Source organism: Terrisphaera buseokensis (assembly GCF_047521145.2).
Lineage (GTDB): Bacteria > Verrucomicrobiota > Verrucomicrobiia > Opitutales > Opitutaceae > ER46.
In genome coordinates, this window is sequence record NZ_CM134186.1 from 5,691,255 (window position 1) to 5,710,290 (window position 19,036).

Annotated in this window: 14 protein-coding genes; 8 read left to right on the plus strand and 6 right to left on the minus strand. The window is 64.5% G+C overall.

What is annotated here, in order from left to right:
• Positions 1–28: 28 nt before the first annotated feature.
• Both ACLJEU_RS21380 and ACLJEU_RS21385 read left to right on the plus strand, forming a co-directional pair.
• Positions 29–2,458, plus strand: a complete 2,430-nt coding sequence (locus ACLJEU_RS21380; RefSeq protein ID WP_414663781.1) for a fused MFS/spermidine synthase — start codon at positions 29–31, stop codon at positions 2,456–2,458.
• A 96-nt stretch (positions 2,459–2,554) separates the two neighbouring features.
• Entirely contained in the window at positions 2,555–4,372 is a 1,818-nt protein-coding gene (locus ACLJEU_RS21385) for a tetratricopeptide repeat-containing protein (RefSeq protein WP_414663782.1), read from the plus strand.
• A gap of 138 nt (positions 4,373–4,510) precedes the next feature.
• Here the strand turns inward: ACLJEU_RS21385 and ACLJEU_RS21390 are convergent, their stop codons facing one another.
• The 3 genes from ACLJEU_RS21390 to dgt all read right to left on the minus strand — a co-directional run bounded on the left by ACLJEU_RS21390 (position 4,511) and on the right by dgt (position 10,051).
• A complete protein-coding gene (locus ACLJEU_RS21390; protein WP_414663783.1) occupies positions 4,511–5,923 on the minus strand; it encodes a DUF1552 domain-containing protein in 1,413 nt (470 codons plus the stop codon).
• The gene (locus tag ACLJEU_RS21395; protein WP_414663784.1) at positions 5,920–8,451 is read right to left on the minus strand and encodes a DUF1592 domain-containing protein; all 2,532 of its coding nucleotides are present in this window, start codon (positions 8,449–8,451) and stop codon (positions 5,920–5,922) included. The genes ACLJEU_RS21390 and ACLJEU_RS21395 overlap by 4 nt, the downstream gene beginning before the upstream one ends.
• Before the next feature lie 313 nt (positions 8,452–8,764).
• Entirely contained in the window at positions 8,765–10,051 is a 1,287-nt protein-coding gene (gene dgt / locus ACLJEU_RS21400; protein ID WP_414663785.1) for a dGTP triphosphohydrolase, read from the minus strand.
• A 30-nt stretch (positions 10,052–10,081) separates the two neighbouring features.
• Between dgt and ACLJEU_RS21405 the strand changes: the two genes are divergently transcribed.
• From ACLJEU_RS21405 to ACLJEU_RS21415, 3 genes are all read left to right on the plus strand, one after another.
• On the plus strand, positions 10,082–12,349 hold the full coding sequence (locus ACLJEU_RS21405) for a S9 family peptidase (RefSeq protein ID WP_414663786.1): 2,268 nt from the start codon (positions 10,082–10,084) through the stop codon (positions 12,347–12,349).
• 76 nt (positions 12,350–12,425) lie between these two features.
• Positions 12,426–12,920, plus strand: coding sequence for a methylated-DNA--[protein]-cysteine S-methyltransferase (locus ACLJEU_RS21410; protein ID WP_414663787.1), 495 nt, complete (start codon positions 12,426–12,428; stop codon positions 12,918–12,920).
• 35 nt (positions 12,921–12,955) lie between these two features.
• Positions 12,956–13,369, plus strand: coding sequence for a cytidine deaminase (locus ACLJEU_RS21415; protein WP_414663788.1), 414 nt, complete (start codon positions 12,956–12,958; stop codon positions 13,367–13,369).
• A gap of 51 nt (positions 13,370–13,420) precedes the next feature.
• On the opposite strand, the gene hisS is transcribed toward ACLJEU_RS21415, so the two are convergent.
• Together hisS and ACLJEU_RS21425 are read right to left on the minus strand one after the other, a co-directional pair.
• Positions 13,421–14,734, minus strand: coding sequence for a histidine--tRNA ligase (hisS, locus tag ACLJEU_RS21420; protein WP_414663789.1), 1,314 nt, complete (start codon positions 14,732–14,734; stop codon positions 13,421–13,423).
• 152 nt (positions 14,735–14,886) lie between these two features.
• Positions 14,887–15,222 (minus strand): HU family DNA-binding protein, encoded by a 336-nt coding sequence (locus tag ACLJEU_RS21425; protein WP_414663790.1) that lies wholly within the window; start codon positions 15,220–15,222, stop codon positions 14,887–14,889.
• Positions 15,223–15,348: 126 nt separating this feature from the next.
• Between ACLJEU_RS21425 and ubiE the strand changes: the two genes are divergently transcribed.
• The gene (gene ubiE, locus ACLJEU_RS21430) at positions 15,349–16,050 is read left to right on the plus strand and encodes a bifunctional demethylmenaquinone methyltransferase/2-methoxy-6-polyprenyl-1,4-benzoquinol methylase UbiE (RefSeq protein WP_414663791.1); all 702 of its coding nucleotides are present in this window, start codon (positions 15,349–15,351) and stop codon (positions 16,048–16,050) included.
• A gap of 17 nt (positions 16,051–16,067) precedes the next feature.
• Here ubiE and erpA read toward each other — a convergent pair whose 3' ends face one another.
• Positions 16,068–16,385, minus strand: coding sequence for an iron-sulfur cluster insertion protein ErpA (gene erpA, locus ACLJEU_RS21435; RefSeq protein ID WP_414663792.1), 318 nt, complete (start codon positions 16,383–16,385; stop codon positions 16,068–16,070).
• A gap of 117 nt (positions 16,386–16,502) precedes the next feature.
• Here erpA and ACLJEU_RS21440 point away from each other — a divergent pair, with 117 nt between their 5' ends.
• Together ACLJEU_RS21440 and rpoN are read left to right on the plus strand one after the other, a co-directional pair.
• Complete coding sequence (locus ACLJEU_RS21440) at positions 16,503–17,477, plus strand: serine/threonine protein kinase (protein WP_414663793.1); 975 nt, start codon at positions 16,503–16,505, stop codon at positions 17,475–17,477.
• 26 nt (positions 17,478–17,503) lie between these two features.
• Entirely contained in the window at positions 17,504–19,024 is a 1,521-nt protein-coding gene (rpoN, locus tag ACLJEU_RS21445) for an RNA polymerase factor sigma-54 (RefSeq protein ID WP_414663794.1), read from the plus strand.
• Positions 19,025–19,036: the final 12 nt, after the last annotated feature.

Consider the following 19,036-nt stretch of genomic DNA (forward strand, 5'->3'; position numbering starts at 1 on the left):
CCCCACCCGCCTTTCCTAATCACCCCGCATGTCCGGCGTCGCGTCTCCGCGTTTCCTCATTCCCTTGTTGCTGCTGTTCGTCGGCAGTGGCTGCGCCGCGCTCATCTACGAGATTGTCTGGTTCCAGTTTCTGCAGCTCGTGATCGGTTCGTCGGCCGTCTCGCTCGCCGTGCTGCTGGGCACGTTCATGGGCGGCATGTGCCTCGGCAGTCTGACGCTGCCGAAACTTGTCGCGGCGTCGCATCATCCGTTGCGGGTCTACGCGGTCCTCGAGTTCGGCACCGCCCTCGCCGGCCTGGTCGTTCTGGCGGCGGTGCCGGTGCTCGGGCAGGTGTACACCTCGCTGGTCGGTCACGGCCTGCCCGGCATCCTGCTGCGGGCAACGGTGTGCGTGATCGTCCTGCTACCACCCACGGTGTTGATGGGGGCGACGCTGCCCGCGATGGCGCGCTGGATCGAGACGAGCCCGCGCGGGCTGTCGTGGCTGGGATTTTTCTATGCGGGTAACACCCTTGGCGCAGTGCTGGGCTGTCTCCTCGCCGGCTTCTATCTGCTGCGCGTGCATGATGGCACCACGGCCACGCTGTGTGCGGTGGGACTCAATATCGCTGTCGCCTTGATCGCGCTAGTCCTCGCGCGGGTCGCGCCGCATCGGGTCGTTGGAAGCGCAGGCGCCCCGCCGGCATCGAGCGATTTTGCAGGCGGGACGCCTGCGCTCCCGGGGTCCCATCGCCTGATGCTTGTCGGCATCATGCTTTCCGGTTTCTGTGCGCTCGCGGCCGAGGTCGTGTGGGCTCGCATGCTGTCGCTGCTGTTGGGCGCGACCGTTTATACGTTCTCGATCATCCTCGCGGTGTTTCTCACCGGCCTCGGCCTCGGGAGCAGCGTCGGAGCTTCGCTAGCGCGGAACGTCCGTTCGCCGCGGCTCGCGTTTGCCGGGTGTCAGTTGTTGCAGATCGGCGCGATCGCCTGGGCCGCGCACGCGATTGCGTTCACGCTGCCGTATTGGCAGGCAGGCGGCGCCACGCCTCCGACGCTGGCCGCGAAATTCCAGTTCGATCTCGTGCGCTGCGCGTGGGCGATCCTGCCGGCCACGTTGCTGTGGGGCGCGAGTTTTCCGCTCGCCCTCGCGAGTCTGGCATCGCCCGGCGCCGATCCGGCGCGACTCGTCGGCCGGGCCTACGCTGCCAACACGCTCGGCGCCATTGCCGGGGCCGTGCTGGCCAGCCTGATCCTGATTCCGTCGCTCGGCACGCAGCACACGCAGGTCGTTTTGATGGCGCTCGCTGTGATCGCCGGTGTGCTGGCGTTGCGCCTGAAGCCGTGGTTCGAGCCGGTGACGGCCCTTGCCGGCATCGCGGTGGCGTTCGTCGTCGCGAGCACCGTGCCCGCGATTCCCTGGCAGCTGGTCGCGTACGGCCGGCAAATCGCCTCGACCGATTACGGCGCCCACCTGCTTTATTTCGGCGAAGGCATGAACTCCTCCGTCGCGGTGTCAGAGACCGCAGGTGGCGCACGTTTCTTCCACGTCAGCGGCAAGACCGAGGCCTCCAGTCTGGAGAAGGACATGCGGCTCCAACGCATGCTCGGGCACATTCCCGCGCTGCTGCATCCGAATCCGAAGTCCGTGCTGATTGTCGGCTGCGGTGCGGGCGTCACGTCGGGGACGTTTGTACTACATCCCTCGATCGAGCGCATCGTCATCTGCGACATCGAGCCGCTGATCCCCCAGGTGGTCGCGAGTCACTTCCGGCTCGAGAACCACGACGTCATCCGCGATCCGCGCGTGCAAATCGTGTATGACGACGCGCGCCACTTCATCGCCACGACCCGCGAGAAATTCGATCTCATCACCTCGGATCCGATTCATCCGTGGGTGAAGGGCTCGGCGGTGCTGTATTCCCAGGAGTATTTCGAGCTCTGCCGCGAGCGGCTCAAGCCGGGCGGGCTCGTCACGCAATGGGTGCCGCTCTACGAGGCGGATCGCGCGGTGGTGCAGAGCGAGATTGCGACGTTCTTCACCGTGTTTCCGCACGGCACGATCTGGGCGAACGACGACGAGGGCTTCGGCTACGACACGGTCATGCTGGGCCAGGCGGAGCCGCTGGCCGTGGACGTCGACGCGCTGCAGCAACGGTTCGAACGCACTGATCATCGCACGGTGCGCGCGGCGCTGACCGATCTTGGTCTTGGGTCGGCGGTCGATCTGCTGTCGACCTACGCCGGACGTTTTTCCGAACTCAAGACGTGGCTCGCTCCGGCCGAGATCAACCGCGATCGCAATTTGCGGCTCCAGTATCTCGCCGGACTGCAGCTGGACTCCAACAAAGGCACCGACACCTACGCCGAGATCCTCGGCCGGCGCACGTTTCCCAGCGATCTCTTCCTCGCTTCGCCTGAACGCCTCCTGTCGCTCCGCCAGGCACTTGGCGAGCTCGCCGCGAACCCGCTGCCCTAACGGGGCCCCAGCCCGAGCAAGTGGCAGGGCAGCCGGTCGTCCCCGAATCCACGCGCGGCATTGCCACCGGCACCGGTGTCTCGCCAGATTTCCACCATGTGCGCGCGTCCTCCCCCGCTGAGCCTGGATGAATATCACCGGCGGAGCGCCGCGAGCTGGCGGCTCGATCCTTTCACGGCCTACGACACGGCGGGTGAGGGACTCATTCACTTTCCTCATGACGTCGTGTTGCGCCAGCGGCAGGCGCACGCGCTCGCGCGGACCGGGTCGTTGCAGCGTGCGCGGGAGGTGCTCGATGCGCTGATCGCTCACGGCAGCCACGACCCGGAAACGCTGGGCCTGCACGGCCGCGTATGGAAGGATCTCGCGGCCCAGGCCGTCGATCCGGCGTCACGGATCGCCGCGCTGCGCGAGTCGCGCGCGAGCTATGCCCGCGGTCTCGCGGCGGCCGAGGCGGCAGGCGATCCGCAGGGATACTATCCTGGGATCAACGCCGCCGCGCTGAGCGTGTGGCTCGACGAGCCGGAGCAGGCGATGCACTTTTCCCGACGCGCGGAAGCCTGCGCCGCCCGGGCACCGGAACAGGATTACTGGGTCGTGGCGACCCGGGCTGAAGCCGCGCTGATCCGCGGGGACCTGGACCACGCGTGCGCGCTCTACACCCGCGCGGCCGCGTTGAATCCGCAGCCGGATCAACTCGCGAGTACGCGGCGGCAGGCGCGGGCGATCGCGCAGCACACGCTCGGTCGCGCAGCGGCGTGCGACGCCTGCTTTCAGATCGCGCCGGTGACGCTGTTTCTCGGGCATCTGACCGATGCGCCGGGCCGCGCCGTGCCACGCTTTCCGGAGTCCATGGTGCCGGCCGTGCGTGAACGTATCCGCGCGGCCATTGCGGCGAGCCGCACGCGCATCGGCTATGCCGGCGCCGCGCGCGGCGGCGACCTGCTGTTCCTCGAGTGCCTGCATGAGGTCGGAGCCGAGACCCAGATCGTGCTCGCGCTTGAGAAAGACGCCTTCCGTGCGGCCAGCGTGGATACGCCGGCGGCGCCGGCGTGGGCGGAACGTTTCGAAACGGTGCTGACGCAGGCGACCGCGGTGCGGGTGGCCAACCGCCACAGCTCGCACGCCGACGGGGTCGCCTTCGACTACGCCACGCGGCAGCTCATCGGCCTCGCCCGCCTGCGCGCCCGCCAGCTCGACACCGAGGTGCGCGCGATCGTGCTCTGGGACGGACGGCCCGGCGACGGCTCGGGCGGCACCGCGTGGGCCGTACAGCGCCTGCACGACCTCGGTATCGCCGCGGAAAACATCCACCCGGATCACAGCGGTCCGATCGTCCTCCCGGCGGCGACGCCCGCACCTGTGCAAGCCTCCGAATCGCGCGCGATCCGCGGCTTTTTGTTCTCCGACTGCAAGGGCTACAGCAAACTGCGTGAGGAGCAGGTGGTGGAGCACACGCGCCAGTTTCTTGGCGGGGTTGCCCGCTTGATCGCGCTCAGTCCCCGCCCGCCGCTGTTCGCCAACACGTGGGGCGACGGTCTGTTCCTGGTCTTCGAAGATGTACGCGATGCCGGGCAGTTCGCGCTGCAGCTGCGCGAGGGTGCCACGCAGGGCACGCCCGCCCTCGGGCTGCCGCCGGAAATCTGTTTGCGCATCGGCCTGCACGCGGGCCCGGTGTCGCAGATCCACGATCCAGTCACCGGCCGCACCAACTTCGTCGGGGTGAACATCGCCCTCGCCGCTCGCATCGAACCGATCACGGCCGAGAACCAGATCTTCACGTCGGAGCCGTTCGCGGCGTTGTGCGCGGAGGCGGGACTCGAGGACTTCGCGTTCGAGTACCTCGGCTCAACCACGTTCGCGAAAAGCTACGGCTCGCTGCCGCTGTACCGCTTCCATCTCACGGCGCACTGAGCCGATCATTCAGTGGCCCGCGAATGACGCGAAAGGCCGTAATTCGCGTCCGTTCGCGTGATTCGCGGGAGTTCTTCCGGAAGGCTGGCGCACGCAGCGACAGCGGTGCCCCCGAACGGGTGCCGGCGGTGCTCCGCGTCAGACGGCCGTCACGCGTCCGCTAGAGTCGCCGATCCGTTCGAGACCCTTGACGCCCATGCGGTCGGTCATGCTGAGGAACAGATTACTCATCGGCTTTGACCCGAGCTGCGAATAGCGCCCGGCGTTGAACGTGCCGCCGCCGCCGCCTGCGAGGACGATCGGCAGATTGTCGTGGGTGTGGCGGTTGCCGTCGGAGTTGCCGCAACCGTAGACGATCATCGAATTGTGCAGGATGGAGCGGCCGTCGACGTCCTTCTTCTCCTCGAGTTTCCGCAGGAAACGGGCGAAGCGCTCCATGTAGTAGAGATCGATTTTCCCGATCTTCTCCATCAGCTCGTCGTTGTTGCGATGGTGCGAGCAATAGTGGTGGCCCTCGGGGATGCCGATCTGGGGATACGCCCGATTGCTGCCGTCGCCGGCGAGAAGGAGGGTCGAGACGCGCGTGGAGTCCGTCTCGAACGCCATCGCGAGCAGATCGAACATCACGTCCATGTGATCGCCGAAGTTCGGCGGAATGCCGGCGGGCGTGTCGGCGTGCGGATTCGGCAGATCGCCGAAACGCTCGGTGCGCTGGATGCGCTGTTCGATCTCGCGCAGGCCGGTGAGATACTCGTCGAGTTTCTCCTGATCGTTCCGGCCGAGCTGGCGCTGCAGCGAGCGGGCATCTTCCATGACGAAATCGAGCAGCGACTTTTGCGTTTCCTGCCGCATCCGGAAATTACTCTGCCGTTCGCCCGGCGCGCCCGTGCCGAAGAGCCGCTCGAACACCAATCGCGGATTCGATTCCGGCGCCACGGGCGTCGTTGGCGACGCCCACGAAAGATTGTACTGGTAGGCGCACGAATAGCCCGAGTCGCAGCGACCCGATTTGCGGACGGAATCGCAGGAGAGCTCGAGCGAGGAGAAGCGCGTGAGATGTCCCATCTTCTGCGCGACGATCTGATCGACAGAGATGCCGACCTGGATGTCGGTGCTGTCGGTCTTGCGCGCGCGCGCGCCGGTGAGGAACGTCGCATTGGCCCGCGCGTGATCGCCGGCGCCATCGTTGCCCGCGGTGGCGTTCTTGTGATCGAGTCCGCCGAGCACCTGGATCGACTGCTGCAGCGGTGCGAGCGGCTGCATGGTTTTCCCCAGCTTGAAACTCGCACCCTCGCCGGTGGGCCACCAGTTGGCCTGGTGCGCGCCATTGGGGAAATAGACAAACGCCATGCGGAGCGGCGCACCAGACGAAGTCACGCCGAGTCCGCCAGCCGCCGCCGGGGCCGTCGCGGCGCGCACCACCGGACGCAAGGCCGATTCAAACACGGGCAGGGCCACGCACGCGCCGAGCCCGCGCAGGAACTGGCGGCGGTTGAGGGCAAGGTAACGCTGGGCAGCGGCATCGGACGGACGCGAGGCGGGTGAGTTCATGGGCGGGAATCCGGTGGGTTGACGCGGGGAGACGAAGACAGCTGGGAAACAGACTGGGCGGCGGGCGGACGCGCCCGTTGTTTTTGAAACGCGGGCGACTCGATCACGCCCGAAAGCAGCACCGACATGCGTCCGCCTTCCTGGTCGAGGCGGGCGGCGATCTCGTCGACGGTGTGGACATCGTAATATTCCAGGCCGCGGCCGAGCGCGTAGGTCAGGAGCTTTTCGGTGAGGCAGCGATAGACGTCGGCCGCGCGATCGCGCCGCAGCACGCGTTTGAGGTCGCGCACGTCGGTAAATTTTTCCTGCGTCACCAACTGGCCCGCGGGTTCGATCGGCTGGCCCGCATCGGTGTCGCGCCAGCCACCGATGGCATTGAAATTTTCCATCGCGAGACCGAGCGGATCCATGCGCGAATGGCACGAGCTGCACAGCTTGTTGGCGCGGTGCACCGCGAGCATCTCGCTCAATTTCGGTTCGCGGCCCTTGAACTCCTTCTTCGCCTCCTCGAGGTCGGGCACGTTGGGCGGCGCAGGCGGCGGCGGGGTGCCGAGAATGTTTTCGAGGATGAACAACCCACGCTTCACCGGCGAAGTGCGGGTGGGATTCGAAGTCACGGCGAGCACCGTGCCCTGCGTGATCACGCCGCCGCGCGGGCTGTCGGCCGGGAGCTTCACGAGACGCATCGTGTCGCCCGTGACATTCGGCACGCCGTAGTGCTGCGCGAGGCGTTCGTTCAGGAAGGTGAAATCGCTGTCGACGAGATCGAGTACGCTGCGGTCCTCGCGGATGATGTAATCGAAATACATCTCGGTCTCGCTGCGCATCAGCTTGCGAAACGCGCTGTCGAATTCGACGCGTCCGTCCCGGTTCCGCGGGGCATTGGGGCCGAGGGCCGCGCGGGCGTTGATCGGCACGAACTCGACATCGCGCGCCTGCAGCCACTGGCCGGTGAAGTTGCGGACGAAGGCCTGGGCCTTGGGATCCGCGAGCATCCGCTTGACCTGCGCCGGCAGGTCGCGCCGGAGCTCGCCGCGCTCGGCCAGTTTGAACAGCGCCTCGTCGGGCATCGTGGACCAGAGGAAGTAAGAGAGGCGCGAGGCCAGCGCGTATTCGTCGATCGGCACAAAGGCGGTGCCGGCGGCAGCGGGCTCGGCGTCCTCGATGCGAAACAGAAAGCGCGGCGAGCCGAGGACCGCCATCATCGCGCGCGCGATGCCTTCCTCGAAGGTTTTGCCCGGCTGCGCGAAAACGTGGCGCGCAATGCCCACCAATTGGGTGACCTTGCCTTCGTCGACCGGGCGTCGGAAGGCTCGCGTGGCGAAACGCCGCAGCAACTCGGCTGCGTACGCGTCGCGCGCCAACGGATCCGCGGACGCCGGGCCCTGCGGAAAAAAGCGATCGTAGTTTTCCGGTGCCGTCCAGAGTTTCGGGTTCATCGGTCCGCGCACCTGCACCGTTGCGACGCGGACGCTGACGCTGGTTGCGCTCGGCGTGAAACCCCGGCCGCGTGGCGCCGGAGCCGTGCTGCCCGTGGCGTTGCGCGTCTCCGCTGCAGGTGCAGCCTCAGTGGCCGCGGTTTCCGCGCCCGCAGACGCCAGCGGCACCACTTCAAACGAGACGACGTGATTGCCCGCGGTCCACTTCTCCTCGAGCTCGTGGCGCAAGGTTTTGCGTTCACTCCAGGCCACGTCCTCGACGAAGCGCTCCTGGCCATCGACCCGGCAGATGAGTTTGCACCGGCTGGCGTCGAAATCGAACGAGCCGCGCACCTCGAGTTCAATCGCCAGCTGATAGGTGTCGGTGTGGTCGACAGAAAACGTGCGGGAGACCTTCGCCGCCCGGCGGGCATTGAGCTGCTCGCCATTGCCGCCGCCGTTCTCGGCCCGGAAGTCTTTCCCGACCGAGGTGCGCTCGCGGATGATGCGCGCCACCTGCGGCACCGCACGGTCGACGATCATCTCGGCGGCGGAAAGATATTTTTCCAGGTGCAGCGGCGAGAGCGTCAGGACATCGCCGTTGTTGTCGAAACCGTTGCCGCTGTCGTCAGGCGGAAACTCGACCTCGCTGTTGAAATCGTAACCCATCAGATCGCGAATCGTGTTCCGATACTCGATCCGGTTGAGCCGGCGCGCCGTCACCCGACCGGGATCAGGATTACGCGGGTCGATGTTGAAGGCGTCGTACTTGATCCAGCGCGTGAGCGTCTCGATTTCCCCGGCAGTCGGCCGCACGCCCTCGCCCTCTTCGTGGGGTGGCATCAAACCGCCGCGCACATTCTTCAGCGCCGCCAGCCATAGTTCGCGTTTGGCGAGAAGGTCGGCGTCCGAGGCAAACTCATCCAGCGTGACATTGCCCTTCGCCACGCCACCGCCATGGCAATCGTAGCAATACTTCGAGAGCAGCGGTTCGATCTTCTGGTGAAACGCAGTCGCCGCCGGGGCCGTCGCGGCAGCCGCGTTTCCCGCGATGAGCCCGGCCGCCGACAGCGCCAAGCCGGCGCGACAAAGTACGGAGGATACGGTCATTGCAGGGAGTGAAGCGAAAGCGCGGCGCACGGGCGGAAGACGAAGGAAGCGGGGTTGTGGTGACGCTGTTCCTTTTGCTCGAAAAATCAATGCGCCTTCGCGCTCCAACGACAATACTTCGAGCGGGCCGCGAGCGACGTCGCGCCCACCCCAACCGCACCCCGGAAGCGCAGGGCTCCAGCCCGCATTTCGTAACGCTTCGGATGCGGGCGGGACGCCCGCGCTCCCGCTGAGCCGGCCGCCGAGGCGCGCCCGCAGCCTAACCTGAACAGTGGCCGACGGATGCAGCGCCCTTGGAGAGCGGGTGCATCGGCTAACTCAGGTCGCGGATACTGCCGAACTCCGGATCGAACAGCCGCTGGTAGGTGCGGACGATCATGCCGTCGGTAAGCCCGGCGAGCCAGTCGCAGATCTGGCGGGCTTTGCCGGCGGCGGTGTTCTCAGTATTGATCAAGCGGCCGACGCGCGGCGGCAGGATGTTGATGACGCGCGGCCCCTTTTCGACGTAGTTACGCCAGCACGAGTCCCAGAGCTCGAACAACACCCGCCGCGCCTTGTGTTCCATCTGCTGCAGTTGCGGACTTTCGAAGATGATATCGTTGGCCATCCGCTTGTAGAAGGCCGCTTCGCGTTCGGCGGCGGGCGTGACGACGAGTTCGAAACGATAGCGGTTCGTCTGGGCCGACATGAAGTTCGTCCGTTCGCGCAATCGGCACGCGGTGATGAAACCGCCGATTTTCTGCGCAAACACACTCTCGAGCCGGTCGCCCCGAATGGCGGCGAACAGCTCGTCGAGCCAGCGCTGGCTCTCGGCGTCGAGCGCCTGTCCGGCCGCCCAAGGCTCAATGCGCTCAATGGAAAGAAAGCCCGCCTTTACGCCGTCGACGATGTCGTTGAGCGAATAGGCGGCGTCGTCGGACCAGTCCATGATCTGGCACTCCACGCTCTTGAGCGCGTTGAGTTTTTCTCCGGCGTGAAATTCGGCCGGAATCGTCGCGTCGCCCAGGACAAACGCGCGATGCCGTTCCTGCGGGTCGTAGAGAAAGTGATTCGTCGGCGGCGCGGGAAACTCGCGAAACAGCTTCTTGTATTTCAAGACGCCGTCGAGCAGCGCGCGCGTGGCCGCCATGCCGCGAACGCCGGTTTCGTTCTGATAAATGGTCTCGGTGAGGAGGTGCAGCGTCTGCGCATTGCCCTCGAAGCCGCCCCATTTCACCATCAACTCCTGCAGCGTTCGCTCGCCCGAGTGACCGAACGGCGGGTGCCCCAGATCGTGCGCCAGGCACACGGCTTCGACGAGATCGCTGTCGAGGTGGAAGTCATCCCGCATCGGACCGCCGCGTGAGCGCAGGTACGCGCAGATCGATCGGCCGATTTGGGCCACCTCCATCGAGTGCGTCAGCCGCGTCCGGTAGAAATCATACTCGCCGGAGAGAAACACCTGCGTCTTCGACTGCAGTTTGCGGAAGGCGTGCGCGTGGATGATGCGGTCCCGATCCATCTGGAACGGCGTGCGATAATCGCGTTTTCGCCCTCCACCCAGGGACTCGCAATCGAAGGCGTTGTAGAACCGGTTTGGCATCGGGAAACGTTTCGACACGAAGCAGGCCTCACGCACGATGCAACTCCTATGTGCCCCTCGTTTCGCGCGCTCTGGCTCTGCGCGCTCGCCGCTGCGTTTTCCGTGGTGGGCGCGGAATCCCGCTCCACGCCGCCGACGGACTTGATCACCGCCACCGACCTGCTGCAGATCCGGCAACTCGCGGCGCCCGCGTTTTCGCCCGACGGCAAATGGATCGCCTACACCGTCAGGGACGTCGTGGAAAAACCCGGCCCCGCCGGCGATCTCACCTATCGAACCCAGCTCTGGCTCGTCGCCGCAGACGGCCGGACTGCGCCGCGGCAACTCACGTTTGGCGAACCCGTGACCGCCGGGCCGCAATGGAGCCCCGACGGCCGCCGCATCGCGTTCACGCGCGGCGAACCGGGCAAGGCGCAACTGTGGATTCTGCCCTTGGTCGAAGGCGGCGAAGCGTTTGTCCTGACCAAGCTCGACCAGGCTGTCGCCAACCCGCGCTGGTCGCCCGACGGACGCATGCTGGCTTTCACGCTCGCCCTCAACGCGAGCGAAGTGGGCGCGGCGTTGGAAAAGAATTCCGGGACCGCCGCGCCGATCGCGTGGGATCTCGAACGACCCAACCGAAAGCCGGGCGATACCACCGATTGGTTTAAGAAGGATCCCAATCGCAAGGCCGGGGCGAACGCGACACCCCGGATCAACCAGGCCGACGGCACGCTCGCCGAACGACGCGACTGGCTCGCGAAAAACGAAGCCGAAGGCAGCCCGCGGGTGATCACGCGCCTCAATTTTCTCGGCGAAGGGGATCTCGAGCCGCAGCTCAAATTTACCAACCTCTACGTGATCGAGGCCCGTGAAGGCGCCGAACCCCGCGCCCTCGCGCCCGACTACGAGAGCGTCGGCGGAACGCCCGGCTCCCTCGACGGCGGGAGCGCGCCGGCATGGTCGGCCGATGCAAAATGGATCGTCGTCACCGGTCGCTTTGCCACGCCGCAACAAGAGCATCCCGATCGCATGCGCGCCAACGATCTCCTGCGCATTTCCGTCGACGGCCGGAGCCGCGAGCGCTTGGACACGCCGGCGGGCTACGTCACATCGTCGCCCATCGTCTCGCCGGATGGAAACGCCATCGCGTTTCTCGCCAGCGAAGTGGCCAAGGAATCGTTCGCGCAAACGCGCATCGGACGGTGGACCACCGACGGGAAGCCGGCGCGTCTGCTCGGCCTTTCGATTGACCGCTCGGTGTCGCAACTCCGTTGGTCGGCCGACGGCGCGTCGCTGTGGTTCGTCGCCGCGTCGCGCGGAGATTTCCCTCTTCACCGCGTCGCCGCCACGGGTGGTGATGTGACGGTGTTCACGTCCGCAGGAACTGGCGTGACCGCCTTTGATCTCACTCGCGACCGAATCGCTTACGTGCGCGTTTCACCCGCCAGCCCCGGGGAGATCGTGGTGTCGGCCATCGCGCGTCACGAACCGGCGCCGGTCACGACGCACAACCAAGTCTGGCTGCAGGGCAAACGGCTCGCGACAATGGAGCCGCGGGAGATTGTGCGTCCCGACGGCGTCAAGATAGACGTCTGGCTGATGCGCCCGCCCGGCTTCGAGGCCGGGAAGCGATATCCGTTGCTGCTTGAGATTCACGGCGGCCCCTCGGCGATGTGGGGTCCAGGCGAACCGTCGATGTGGCACGAGTTCCAGTTCTTCGCGGCGCGGGGCTATGCGATCGTGTTTTCCAACCCCCGTGGATCCGGCGGTTACGGCTATGAATTTCAGCGCGGGAATTATCAGAACTGGGGACCGGGGCCGGGAGCGGACGTCCTAGCGGCAGCCGACCTCGCTGCGGCGGAGCCGTGGGTCGACGCCAGCCGCGCCGTGGTCACCGGCGGAAGTTACGGCGGTTACCTGACCGCCTGGATTCTCACGCAGGATCAGCGCTTCAAAGCGGCGGTGGCACAGCGCGGCGTGTACGACCTCATTACGTTCTTCGGGGAGGGAAATGCATGGCGACTCGTGCCCTATCACTTTGGCGGCTACCCGTGGGAGGCGGAGACCCGTCGGATTCTGGACGCCAACTCCCCTTTTCTACGCGTCGCCGCGATCACGACCCCGCTGTTGATTCAGCATGGGGACAACGACCTGCGTACCGGGGTTCGTCAGGGCGAAATGCTTTACAAGGCGCTGAAGGTTCTGGGCCGGCCGGTGGAATACGCCCGCTATCCCCGGGCGACGCACGAGCTCAGCCGGAGTGGTGAACCGCGGCAACGCGTCGACACGCTCGTGCGGTATGAGGAATTTTTCCGCCGTTTCATCGGCGATTAATTTTGGACATGCACCGTGACTGCAGCTTGAGCCGGGTGAGATTTTCCTCACGCTGGTCGTGCCTCCCCGCCCCGCGATGCCCCACGCCACGTTCAGTACTCCCCTCGGCACGTGTGCCATCGCTTGGAACGACACCGGTCTCACGCGCTTTCTCCTCCCTGATCCGGAGCGTCCGGCCAGCGGCAACACCGAGGCTGAACCACCGCACTGGGTGGGCGACATCGTGGACCGCGTGAAGCGGCATTTGATCGGCGAAGCGCAGGATTTCGCGGACGTGCGTTACGATTTTTCCCGCGTGCCGGAGTTCGTGCGCGCGGTGTTGAAGGCAGCCCTTGAGGTCAAGCCAGGGCACACGGCGAGCTACGGCGATCTCGCGGCCGCGATCGGGCTGCCGCCGGCTGCAAGTCGGGCGGTGGGTAACGCGCTCGGCGACAACCCGTGGCCGCTGTTGATTCCGTGCCATCGCATCGTGGCCGCGACCGGAAAAATGACAGGCTTTTCCGGCCCGGGCGGCGTGGCGACGAAAGTCAGATTGCTCGCGCTCGAAGGCGCCCAACTGCTCGCGGAGTAGACGGCACCTCTGGAATCGGGTAGCTGTTTCACGCCATGCCCGAACCGATTTCCGCCGCCCTGCTCCGCCGCCTGGAACGCGCGGCTCGGACCGCCGCCAAGGCATCCTATTCGCCGTATTCAAAATTCCGAGTCGGTGCCGCCGTTCTCGCGGATTCAGGCCGGATCTACTCCGGCACCAACGTGGAAAACGCCTCCTATGGCCTGGCCAATTGCGCCGAACGCACTGCCATCTTCACCGCAATCGCGGCAGGCGAACGCGCCATCACCGCGGTCGTGGTCTACACTCCCACTCCGCGCCCCACCATGCCCTGCGGCGCTTGCCGCCAGGTGATCAACGAATTCGGACCGGACGCGGGCATCGTGAGTGTCTGCGACTCCAAGCACCGCGCCGTGACAACGCTGGCCAAACTGTTACCGGAGGCGTTTGGCCCGCGTGATTTGAAGTAGCGTCTGCGCCGGCTCGCTCCTGATCGCAGAGAATCTGCGCACGAAATGCGCTTATGATCCGGTCATGAAATCCCTGACGCTGGCGGCCACCTGGGCGCGTGGCACTTCCACTTCGGTTCGCTGCGTGAGGTCGCGGATTTTCACGACGCCCTTGGCGATTTCATCGCCGCCGTAAATCAGCGCGAGTTTCGCGCCGGATTCGGCCGCTGCCTTGAATTGTTTGCCGAAGGCCAGCTCGCGCATCGGGTAGTCGACCCGGAAGCCGGCTGCGCGCAGCGCGTGGATATCGGCGAACGCGGCGAGCCTTTCCTTTTCGCCGCCGATGACGCAATAGACGTCGGGGGCCTGGACGAAGGCCGGCATGAGGCCGCGCTGTTCGAGCAACAGCGCAAAGGTCATGTCACCGATTGCAAACCCGACCGCGGGCAGAGCCGGACCGCCCAGCTTCTGCACCAGATCGTCGTAGCGGCCGCCGCCCGCGAGAGCACGAAGTTCGCCTTTGCGATCGAAGGCCTCGAAGACAAATCCGGTGTAGTAGGCGAGACCGCGCACCACGCTCAGGTCCACTTCGACAAACCGGGCCAATCCCATGGCATCGAGCGCGCCCAGCAGACGCCTCCAGTCGTGCAAGCGGGTGCCGAGCTTTTCACCGCCGAGTGTGGCGATGGTGGCCTCGAGCGCGGCGAGCGACTTCGTTCCCAGGAATGCCAGAATCTTCGACTTCAATTCGGGATCGAGGGGGCCAAACGCCTCGCTATATTCCCTGAAGGCGTCGTCTCCAAGTTTTTCATACTTGTCGACCGCGCTCAGAACTCCCCGGGCCCGCGACTCATCGAGGCCCAGCGCTTCGAGATAGAAGAACCACAGGTTCCGATCGCTGAGCCGCACGTGGAAATCCTGCTCGGTGAGGCCAAACGCGCAGAGGCACTGCACCAGCAGCGCGATGAGCTCGATCTCGGCCTCGGGGCCCGGTTCGCCAAAGATGTCGGCGTTGAACTGGAAGAAACACCGGCCGCGGCCCTTTTGCATCCGCTCGTAGCGATAAAACTCGGCGATGCTGAACCACTTGATCGGCCGCTTTAACGCGCTGGCCCGCGCCCCCACCAGGCGGCAGACGGTGGGAGTCATTTCGGGCCGCAGGGCCACGTCCCGGCCGCCCTTGTCCGTGAAACTGAAAAGCTGAGTTTCGATTTCGTCTCCGGACTTGGCCTTGTAGAGCTCAAGCGGCTCCAGCACCGGCGCATCGTACTCCGAAAATCCAAAGGTGGTGGCAGTCTGACGCCAGAGCCGGAAAATGTGATTCCGACGGGCAAGGTCCTCGGGATAGAATTCGCGGAAACCGGGCAGAGTCTGAAACGTGGCCATGAGAGTCCTCATCGTGGCGAAGCCCCCTCGCCGAGCGCGATAGCAAAAGCGAAGCGCGCAAGGCTCCGCCCCGGATCGCGATCCGTGGTTTACTTACGCAGACTGGAGTCGACTGCAGCGAAGTCTTTCCGCTGCAGGTTCTCCCAACGCGGTCAGGCGACCGGCGGTGCGCTCTCGTTGCCCTGCAACTTGGCGAGATCGAGCTTCTTCAGCTGCTGCTTGAGGATCTTGCCGGACTTGAATTTGACCACCGCACGCTGCGGGATCACCACCTCGGCCTCAGGCTTGTTGGGATTGCGGCCGATGCGCTGTTTGCGCACCTGCACTTCGAGCACTCCGAAATTGCGCAACTCGACATTGCGCCCATTCGCCAGCGCCTTCTGGATGATATCGAGCGTTTGTTGCACGGTATCAACGATCTGTTTCTGCGGGAACCCAGACTTCCGGTAGATCTCCAGGACTATTTCGCGTTTGGTAAGGTTAGACATGGCTGTTCCTTGTGCTTGGGCCGTATTGATCTGAAGCAGGTTAAATTATTTGCATCCTTCGAATTGCGTCAACCCTTATGACCAGTTTGCATCACAGGCGTTCCGAATACGTTAGCTTATCGGCCCATGCCGGACCCAATTGCAGTTAATTCTATGTTCGGGCGCATCGCGCGCCGCTACGACCTTGCCAACTTATTGTTGTGCGGCGGGATCGACACGTGGTGGCGTCGACAACTTGTTGCGGCCGTCCGCGAAAAATCGCCGCGGGACGTGCTCGATCTTGCCACCGGAAGCGGAGATGTCGCATTTGCGCTGAGTCGCCGGCTGGAAAAATCGACCGCAATCGTGGGGATGGACTTCTGCCAGCCGATGCTGGACGAAGCTGAAATCAAGAAACTGGCCGCCGGCAAAACTAAGTTCGAGAACGTCACTTTCCGGCAGGGCGATGGCTTGGCGCTGCCGCTGCCCGACGCGACATTCGACGCTGTGACGATTTCGTTCGGCCTGCGCAATCTGGCCGATCGCGCGAAGGGCCTGCGCGAAATGCGCCGAGTTCTTCGTCCTGGCGGGAGGCTCTACGTCCTTGAATTTTCCCAACCTCACGCCTGGTTCCGACCACTGTACTATTTCTACCTGCGCCGAATTCTGCCGTTCATCGCCGGCATCGTCACCGGAGATCGCGCGGCGTACGTCTATCTCAACCGCACCATCGGCGACTTCCCGGACCGACCGGCGCTTGCGGCAGAAATCAAGGCCGTAGGCTTCTCGAACGTCAGCGCGCGAGCAATGACTGTGGGCATCGTCGCCCTGCACGAAGCGGTGAAGTAAGCGAACCCGGCCGAGACTCAGCTGAATGACTTGCCGCAGCCGCAGGTGCTTTGCGCGTTCGGATTCTTGATCTCGAATCCTTTGCCGTGCAGGCCGTCGTCAAAATCGATGGACGATCCCTGCAGATAAGCGAGGCTGGTCGGATCGATCACGAACTTCACGCCTTCGCTCTCAAGGTGAGTGTCCTCCGCTTTCGGCTCGTCGAACGACATGCCGTATTGAAATCCCGAACACCCGCCGGACTCGACCAACACCCGCAGTTGCTTCTGCGGAGCGTTTAACTCCGCGTGCATGGACTGCACCTGCTTCGCCGCACGTGGCGTCAGAGTAATCATCGTGCGCGGACCCTACGATTGGTAAACGCGCTGTCAAACGAGCTCACAGCAAATTTCGCGCCTATTCAGGAAACCGTTCTTGCAAGCCCCCCGCGCCACACCTTTCCTCGAAGTCCAGTGGCGTCGATCAAACACATTTTCAACGAGCTCCACTATGAGATGACGCGCAAGATTGCCGACGGCGGCATGGGCGTGGTCTATGAAGCGCAGCAGCTCGGCTCCGGGAATTTCCGCAAGGTCGTCGCCGTAAAACTCATTCGCGAGGAGTACTCGGCCATCGAGGAATTCCAAAATAATTTCATCGGTGAAGCCCGTCTGGTCGCGGACTTGATCCACACGAACATCGTCCAGACGTACCACCTCGGCCAGGTCGGCGGACAGTATTTCATGGTGATGGAGTTCGTGCGCGGCGTGAACATGGAGCAGTTCATCGACCAGCACCGCAAGCTCGGCAAGGCCGTGCCGGTCGACCTCGCGGCCTTCATCGTTTCACGCGTCGCCCGCGGTCTGACCTACGCGCATTCCAAATGCGATCGCGAGGGTCGGCATCTGAACATCGTCCATCGCGACATTGGTCCGAAGAATGTAATGCTGGCATACGAGGGCGACGTGAAGCTCACGGACTTCGGCATCGCGAAGGCGCTGGACCTGATGTACAATGAGGAAGGCAAGGTCATCGCAGGCAAGGACGAGTATCTGTCTCCCGAGCAGGCAAGCTACGCCATCACCGACGCACGCGCCGATTTGTTTCCACTCGGCATCGTGCTCACGGAACTGCTCCTCGGGCGAAACATCTTCCGCTCGAGCGACCGCGCCCAGTCGCGCCGCAACATTCTCACGATGCCGGTGCCGCAGTTCTCGAAACTGCGTCCCGAAATTGAACCTCGCCTTGAGGCCATCATCCAGCGCGCGCTCGTGCGGGACCGGGACAAACGCTACCAGTCCGCGGCGGACATGCTGACCGATTTGGAACTTTACCTCTACAGCGATCGCTACGGTCCCACGAACGAGAAACTTGCTGTTTACATCAAGGAATTGTTCGGCGTCCGCGATCCTGTCATTCCCTCGCTTTCTTCCCGCGCCCCCATCTGAGATGAACGAACGTCGACATCATCCACATGAGCGGGCCCGGATTTAGCCAAGATCTACGTCAGCGACAAACGCAGTCGCTGGTCCTCGCGCCGCAGCTCCGGCACTCCCTGAAAATCCTTCAGGTGGCCGCGCTCGATCTGCGCTCCGTTATCCAGGAGGAATTGCAGAGCAATCCGACCCTCGAGGAACTCCCGATGGAGGGTGAGAGTCTCGACAACAAGTCGCCGGAGGACAACGCGACGGATCGCGACTCGGACTCCAATGGCGATTCCAGTCATGACGCTTCCGCCCCGTCGGATCAGTCGGAAGGCGAACCGAAGCGCGACGAGATGGATTTCTCGAAGGACAAGGAATTTGAGATCCTGGGCAAACTCGACGAGGACTGGCGCGACCACATGGCCAGTGTCGGCGGCGCCCAGCCTTACACCTCCGAGGACGCGGAACGCCGCCAGCATTTCTTCGATTCGCTCGTCAGCGAGACTTCGCTGCAGGAGCACCTGATGCAACAGGCCGAGATGACCGAGCTGAAGCCGCCCGAGCTCGAAGCCATGAAGCATCTCGTAGGTTGCCTCGACGACCGCGGCTTTCTCACTCAGACGCCCGCCGACATCGCGCTGCAAACCGGCCTGGCGCTCGACGCCGTACAGGCGGCACTCAAGGTCCTGCGCACGTTCGATCCCGCGGGCATCGGCGCGGCGGATCTGGCGGACTGCCTCCTGGCGCAACTTGTGGCGAAAAGCCGCGGCGGCTCCCTCGCCGCCCGGATGATTCGCGATTATTTCGAGCTGCTCACGCGGCGTCGCATCCCGGAACTGGCGCGGAAGCTCGGTGCGGACGCGGACGATGTGCAATCGGCGATCGAGGAGATCGGCAAACTCGACCCCGCGCCGGGCCGCCGTTTCGCCGAGGACAACAACCGCGTGGTCGTGCCGGACGTCACGGTCGAGCGCGAGGGCGAGGACTGGAAAATCAATCTCAACAGCGACTATATCCCGCGTCTCCGGATTTCGAGTACGTACCGCGATCTCATAGCGAAGGGCACGCTTTCCAAGCAGGAGCGGGATTACCTGCGGGAGCGGATGCGCTCCGGCAAGTTCCTGATCGACTCCATCGAGCAGCGTCAGCGCACGATCGAGCGCATCACCCGCGAGATCATCAACGCGCAGAAGGAATTTTTCGAGAACGGCGTGTCGGCGTTGAAGCCGCTGACGATGACGCAGATCGCCGACGTGGTGGGCGTGCATGAAACGACGGTCAGCCGCGCCATCGCGAACAAGTATGTGCGCACGCCGCACGGCGTGTTCGACTTCAAGTATTTCTTCACCCCGGGTTACCAGGCCGAAAGCGGCGCCTCCGTTTCCAACACGAGCGTGAAGGAAATGATCGCCGACCTCATCAACATGGAGGACAAGGCGGCCCCGCTGAGCGACCAGGAGCTGGTCACGAAGCTGCAGGAAAAGGGCATCACGATCGCCCGTCGCACCGTGGCGAAGTACCGCGAGGAACTGGGCATTCTGCCCAGCAACCTCCGACGCGACTACAAATAACCCGGAGTCCGC